The 6,526-nt window shown below is 53.3% G+C and carries 6 protein-coding genes; 5 read left to right on the top strand and 1 reads right to left on the bottom strand.

Annotated elements, in window-relative coordinates:
- The 5 genes from ACFVRY_RS19635 to ACFVRY_RS19615 all read left to right on the top strand — a co-directional run.
- Positions 1-1,196, top strand: a 1,196-nt coding sequence (locus ACFVRY_RS19635) for a WIAG-tail domain (protein ID WP_387501981.1), incomplete at its 5' end; no start/stop codon positions are given.
- 241 nt (positions 1,197-1,437) lie between these two features.
- A complete protein-coding gene (locus ACFVRY_RS19630) occupies positions 1,438-2,280 on the top strand; it encodes a glycosyltransferase family 2 protein (RefSeq protein WP_387501980.1) in 843 nt (280 codons plus the stop codon).
- 3 nt (positions 2,281-2,283) lie between these two features.
- On the top strand, positions 2,284-3,222 hold the full coding sequence (locus ACFVRY_RS19625; protein ID WP_387501979.1) for a glycosyltransferase family 2 protein: 939 nt from the start codon (positions 2,284-2,286) through the stop codon (positions 3,220-3,222).
- A complete protein-coding gene (locus ACFVRY_RS19620; RefSeq protein ID WP_387501978.1) occupies positions 3,219-3,956 on the top strand; it encodes a glycosyltransferase family 2 protein in 738 nt (245 codons plus the stop codon). Before ACFVRY_RS19625 ends, ACFVRY_RS19620 begins: the two co-directional genes overlap by 4 nt.
- 47 nt (positions 3,957-4,003) lie before the next feature.
- Positions 4,004-4,735: a sugar phosphate nucleotidyltransferase gene (locus ACFVRY_RS19615; protein WP_387501977.1), complete on the top strand. Its 732-nt coding sequence runs from the start codon at positions 4,004-4,006 to the stop codon at positions 4,733-4,735.
- 168 nt (positions 4,736-4,903) lie between these two features.
- On the opposite strand, the gene ACFVRY_RS19610 is transcribed toward ACFVRY_RS19615, so the two are convergent.
- Positions 4,904-6,508 (bottom strand): glycoside hydrolase family 26 protein, encoded by a 1,605-nt coding sequence (locus ACFVRY_RS19610; protein ID WP_387501976.1) that lies wholly within the window; start codon positions 6,506-6,508, stop codon positions 4,904-4,906.
- Positions 6,509-6,526: the final 18 nt, after the last annotated feature.

The following is a 6,526-nucleotide window of genomic DNA, read 5'->3' as shown; positions in this document are numbered from 1 at the left end:
AGCTGGCAGAGGGAGCTGTGAACAGACAGCATTTGCAGCCTGACAGCATAACTAGCGGGCACCTGGCAGAGCAAAGTGTGGAAGAGCGACATTTAAGTCCCGGAATTATTAAGCTTTCGCATTTGGCAGAGGAGGTATACACGTCTGATCTTCTGCCTGATGGCAGCATAACAGAAGCGAAGCTGGCAGAGGGAGCTGTGAACAGACAGCATTTGCAGCCTGACAGCATAACTAGCGGGCACCTGGCAGAGCAAAGTGTGGAAGAGCGACATTTAAGCCCCGGAATTATTAAGCTTGAGCATTTGGCAGAGGAGGTATACACATCCGATCTCCTACCTGATGGCAGCATAACAGAAGCGAAGCTGGCAGAGCAAAGTGTGGAAGAGCGGCATTTAAGACCCGGAATTATCAAGCTTGAGCATCTGACAGAAGAGGTATACACGTCCGAACTCCTGCCTGATGGCAGCTTAACAGGAGCGAAGCTGGCAGAGGGAGCAGTGAACGGACAGCACTTGCAGCCTGAAAGCATAACCGGTGGGCATCTAGCTGAGCAAAGTGTGGAAGAACGGCATATAAGACCCGGCAGTATCAAGCTTGAGCATCTTGCAGAGGAAACACACATCAGCGGACTGCTGCAGGATGGCAGTATACCAGGGATCAAGCTGCTGCCAGGCAGTGTAGGAACGCTGCAATTGTCGACCGATGCCGTTGGGACTGCAGAGCTGCAGGATGAAGCCGTAGATTCCGGCAAAATTGCCCCCTTCTCCGTACAGTCTCGCCATCTCGTGGAAGAGAGTGTACAGGGCTATCATCTTGCGCCGGGCGCGGTTAGCGCAGAGCATCTGGTCCCCGGCACGGTCAATCCGGAGCATCTTTCCTTCAGTCCGGTGCAGACTGCTGGTTCGCGCAAAGCCTTTCAGCAATTTGGCATGACAGCCTTTATGTTCAATGGGGATGCAGAAAGCGTCGAAGTGACAGTGACCTTCGACGAGAGCTTTGGCCACACTGGCTATGTCCTTGTGGCGATGACGAATCAGCCTTTCTTTCATGCTTCTCTCAAGAGCCGGTCCTTGCATGAGGCCGTAATTGAGGTAGTTAGACTACGTGAGAACAGCCAGTTCTACGGTGTTGTTTCCTGGATTGCAATCGGTTCTCCACAGCTCAAAGCTGCTGGGAATCAGGTTCTTTTCGATTAATGGATGACTGCATAAGCCCATCAATGACTAGCGCGGCCTGAGGCCGCGCTTTTTTTTCATCATCACAGGAGATTCAGGTTCGGTGACATTGCTGGAGGACATGGCCTTTTGTCACTAAACGGCATTTGTCCTGTTTTCTGTGCGTATGAGACATTGGCCGTTACCCTGCACGGCGGATGACATAAACTGTGGTGTAACCCTCAGCCCGGATAATCAGCCCTGCAAGAAAGGTGGATGTGATATGAAGCCCAAACGTTCCTCTGCCCGTCGCCAGTTGCGACCGGCTCCCAAAGCTCGCCGGCGGACGGCCCGTCTGGTGCAGCAAGCTGCAGCAGTACCTCCTGTCAATCATTCCGAGCCTTATGTGTCTGTTATCATTCCCGCCATGAATGAGGAGCGGACCATCCGTGGTGTAATCGCCGAGGCCAGGGGGGTTCATTCGCGCTGTGAGGTTATTGTGATTGTGAACGGCTCTGCTGATCGTACAGCAGAAATGGCAAGTTCATCAGGTGCCCGCGTAATCTCCTACGAACAGCCGCTTGGACATGACGCCGGACGCAGTGTTGGAGCAGAGGCTGCTATAGGGGAAGTCCTGCTGTTCTTAGATGGAGATTTTGTTATACCGGCTTCAAAATTGCGTCCTTTCGTGCGGGCTGTAAGCGAAGGTGCTGACATTGCCCTGAATGGTTATTCCGGTCCGGTTCGCCAGGCAATGCCTCATCCGGTGGTGCTTTCTAAACATGCGCTGAACCTTCTGCTCGGCCGTCCGGACCTGAAAGGCAGCTCTATGACTGCTGTGCCGCATGCCTTGAGCCGCAGGGCGATTACAGTGCTGGGTAGCGGCCTGCTGTCTCGTCCGCCGCTGGCTCATGCGGCGGCTGTTACGACAGACTTGCGGGTGCAGGCGGCTCTTACAGTGGAGGTAGGGAAACTGAACTCGATCCGCCGCAAGGCGGGCGGAAGGGATCCCCTGCAGCAGCAGATTGTAGAGGATCATCTGGCGGCGGTATCCCTGCTGCTGGAGCGGCGCGGACACCGGGCCGGCTTCGGCGACGGGAGCCGGCGGCGTGAGATCGTGAGGTGACAGATGAAGATAAAGTCGACACGTAGACGGAAGCTTATCGTAGCCGTGCCTGGCAAGTCCGCCTCTCAGCGAGTGGCGAGAGGTGCAACAGCAGCGGCCAGCAGAAGGAGTCCGCGGCGCAGCGGCGGCCGGCCCGCTGTGACCCGCAGACATGGCTCTCCCAAGATGGGAAGATGGAAGCGGAACGGCACCCTATCGGTAATCATCTCGGCGCGTAATGAGCAGAAAACACTGCTGCCTTTGCTCAAGCAGGTGTCGCGGCTTCAGCCTATGGAGATCATTGTTGTACTTAACGGGTGTAGCGACAACAGCTACCGGCAAGCCCGCCTCTCCCAGGAGGCGATAATCATCCACCTCCCGGATTCTGCAGGTCATGATGTCGGCCGGGCTATAGGCGCGAAGCTGAGCAGAGGGGACATCCTGCTGTTCCTGGACGGCGACATGGTGATTTCGGCGCCGCAGCTTGCTCCCTTCCCTGCTGCCGTGGACAAAGGAGTAGATGTGGCCCTTAATGACCTGAACTCGTTGCTGCCGCCGTTCCGGCTGAGCGACGATGTGACTCGTAGCAAGATGTTTCTGAATCTTGCTCTGGGCCGGGGAGATCTGGGAGTTAGCTCTATGACGGCCGTTCCGCATGCGCTCTCTAGGCATGCGCTGGAGAAGATCGGCTTTCAGGAGCTGATGGTTCCGCCCAAAGCGCAAGCACTCTCTATCCTAGGAAGCCTCCGGGTGGAACAGGTGGGAACGGTTGATGTCATCAAGCAAAATAGGCTGCGCAGAACCAATATTGGAACGGGCAACGCTGTGGAGCAGCTGATTACCGGGGATCATGCCGAAGCACTGCATGAGGTACTTTCCCGGCGGGGCCCCAGCAGTCTTGCACCGGAAGAGGTCTTTTGGGAAAAGCGGCGTCAGATGGCGATCTGGAGGAATGGGTTATGACGCGAACTAGTATTATCATTCCGACCTATAACGGACTTCGCCTGCTGCGGATCTGTGTGGAGGCCATCCGGGCTTGGACGGAGGTTCCTTATGAAATCATTGTTGTAGACAATGCCTCAAAGGATGGGACCGCAGAGTACTGCCGGTCGCAAAAATTGGCGTTTATCTCTTTACCCGTCAACCGCGGCTTCCCCGCCGCCTGCAATCTCGGGCTGCAACTGGCTTCCGGTGATGAAGTGCTGCTGCTGAATAATGATGTAGTTGTCTCCACCAGGTGGCTGACCAATCTGAAGGCGGCGCTGTACAGTGCGCCGGGTATCGGGATTGTCGGGCCAGTGACGAACTATGCCAGTGGCCGGCAGCAGGTCAAGACGGAATACACTGACTTGCCAGGGTATCATGAAGCTACGAAAATCGCGAATATTCCCGATCCCCGCAAATGGATCGGAACGCAGCGGCTGGTGGGCTTATGCTTTTTGCTGAAGCGAGAGGTGCTGGAGTCTGTGGGGCTGCTGGATGAGAGATTCTCACCGGGACATTATGAGGATGATGACTACTGTTACCGCGCTCGTCAGCAGGGTTACCGGCTAGTGATTGCCGGAGACTGTCTCGTACACCATGAAGGAAGCTCCAGCTTCAAGGAAGTATACAACAGCGGCTGGGGGGATCTGGTGGAACGAAACCGCGGCAAGTTTATAGATAAATGGCAGGTGGACCCTGCAAATTTCATGTAATGTGCAGACCCTAAGACTAACGACGTAGATAAAGAGGAGGAAAGTAAGTGAAGGGAGTCATACTGGCGGGCGGAACAGGTTCCAGACTCTTGCCGCTGACCCGGCTTATGAACAAACATTTGCTTCCGGTCGGCAATTATCCTATGGTGTGCTACGGTATAGACCGGCTGCGCCAAGGGGGGATCACCGATATTCTTCTGGTCATCAGCAAGCAGTCCGCCGGGTTGTATACCGATTTTTTGGGCAGTGGTACCTCTTTCGGCGTCTCTCTGACTTATAAAATTCAGGAAGCCGCGGGAGGCATCGCGGAAGCCCTGGAGCTTGCGAAAGGATTCATTTCTCCGGGGGAACGGTTCGTGGTTCTACTCGGCGACAATTTGTTTTTAGACGATCTTACCCCATACGTGGATAGCTTTCTCAAACAGTCCCAAGGGACGGCCAAAGTGCTGCTGACACCAGTGGAGGATGCACGCAGATACGGTGTTCCCGTCTTTGACGATAAGGACCCTTCGTGGATTGCCTACATCGAAGAGAAGCCCAAGCGGCCAAAGACGAATTACTGCGTGACCGGTATTTATATGTACGACTCGGACGTATTTGACATTATACGGCGGATCGCTCCCTCGGGAAGAGGCGAACTAGAGATCACCGATGTGAACAACCTGTATGCCGCAGACCGCAAGCTGAGCTATGATGTGCTGAAGGAATGGTGGAGTGATGCCGGAACGTTTCAGTCACTGCGCGAGGCTGGAGAGAAGATGAAAGACTTGCTGCCTTAACGGGAGAGTGCAAGTCAGGATAATAAGATTTTGTTGAAAAGCGGCCGGTACCTTCTGGGTAGTGACGGCCGCTTTTTATGAGTTAATGTGGAGAACACCTTGCTTTTTCAGGGGTGAACAGTGTTACTTTTGAAGAATTTTCAAACCCCACTACAAGATTGACATGGTCTACTGTACCGTGGTTTTGACGACTTTTTTGGTTGCCAGCTTGCCGGTTCCGTCAAAGGCTTTGACTGTAATGTCGATGTTCTTGCCTTTATAGGGGGTAAAGTCGACGTTCACTTTCCAAGGTGGCGATGAAGCGGTCGCTATAGTTTTTCCGCCAATGTCGTAAGTTACCTTGGACAGCGTCGGTGACCATGTTTTTACATAACCGGCGAGCTTCAGCGGTGCAGCGGGCACAGTGCTCCATCCGACAGGCAGGTAAGCGAGTTTGGATTCATCGCCGAATGCCTCCAGATAATAAGGGGATGCCACGGCATCTTTATATGCTTGAAGCAGCGCGGCGTTGGCTGAAAGCTGATAATATTTGATCCGCGAAGCATCGTAGTTAGAGTTGAACCAGAAAACAGCCTTCACCTTTGGGTAGAGCATGGGAAGTGTTCCATAGAACTCTTTGAGCTTATAGATAGCCCAGTCAGTCTTATCCTGCATCTTCTCCGGGTACATATAAGAAATTCCACCCTCAGCAATGAAGATCGGCTTGCGATTTGCGTAGGTGTTATAGATTCCAGCCAGTTTATCAACATGGCTTGTCCGGTCGACGCCTTGGCCAAGTGGATCATTCACCGGATTGTAGATCGAGTAGAGGCTGACTCCGATCCAGTCTACATAAGCATCACCAGGATAGTAGCTGTCGATCGTATCTTCCGGCTCGCTGCCCGGCGCCCATACCATTGCAACGTTTCCTTTGGCTTCCTGATGCATAACATTCGCTACCAGCCTGAACTTCTCTTTGTATATTTCAGGAGTGGTGTACCATGGCACCCATTTGCCGTTCATCTCGTTAGCGAACCTGAGCAAAATCGGAATATCGGCTGCAGCCATATCCTTGGCAAGCTGGCGCAAATAATCATCATCTTGTACGACCCCTAATCCCTGCAGCGGCTGGATGGCGATTTCTAGGCCAGTGCCTTTTTTCTTCGCTTCCCGGATGTGCGTTTCTATGCTGGAGAACTTCATTCCATAGGAAAAATAGAGCAGGTAAGCAGCATGATTCTTGCCGGTCAGCGCCGGGAATCCTTCTGTATAGAACTTTCCGCTGCCGTGGGTGTTCTCATCCCGCTCGGTGTAAGCTCCCAGCAGGGCACCATTCTTTGGTTCAAGTACGGCCCCGTGAAAGTTGGTATTTCCCACGCTGCCTGCAGTTGTCTCATAATACAAACTGACCTTGCTCCGCAACTTATCCGCTTTGACACGAACAGCGATGCTATCTTGCTTTCGCCCTGCCTTCAAATAATATTCTGATTCCTTATCCCAATTGGCCACAGCGGCATCATAATCTCCCAGCTTGACATAATTGTCGCCGATCCGGCGTTGCATACTGCCCGCATTACCGTATTCCCCCTTAGCTAGAAATATCGGAAGGGTCTGATTGTATTTAGCTATGGCCTTGGTGTATTGACCGTTGTTCTCCAGCCGCTGCGCTTCCTTGTACACTTGCCACACATCGGCTGCCGCCGCTCGCTGTGGCATCAGCTCGAATAGCAGCATGACGGCGATGATTGCACTGAGCCAGCGTAAGGATAATCCATAATTTCTTCGTTGAGACATTGTTATTTTTCCTCCATA

The organism is Paenibacillus sp. NPDC057934 (genome assembly GCF_042887565.1).
Classification (GTDB): domain Bacteria; phylum Bacillota; class Bacilli; order Paenibacillales; family Paenibacillaceae; genus Paenibacillus_AQ.
The sequence above is the reverse complement of the archived record's forward strand: the minus strand, read 5'-3'. Positions and strand labels throughout refer to the sequence as shown.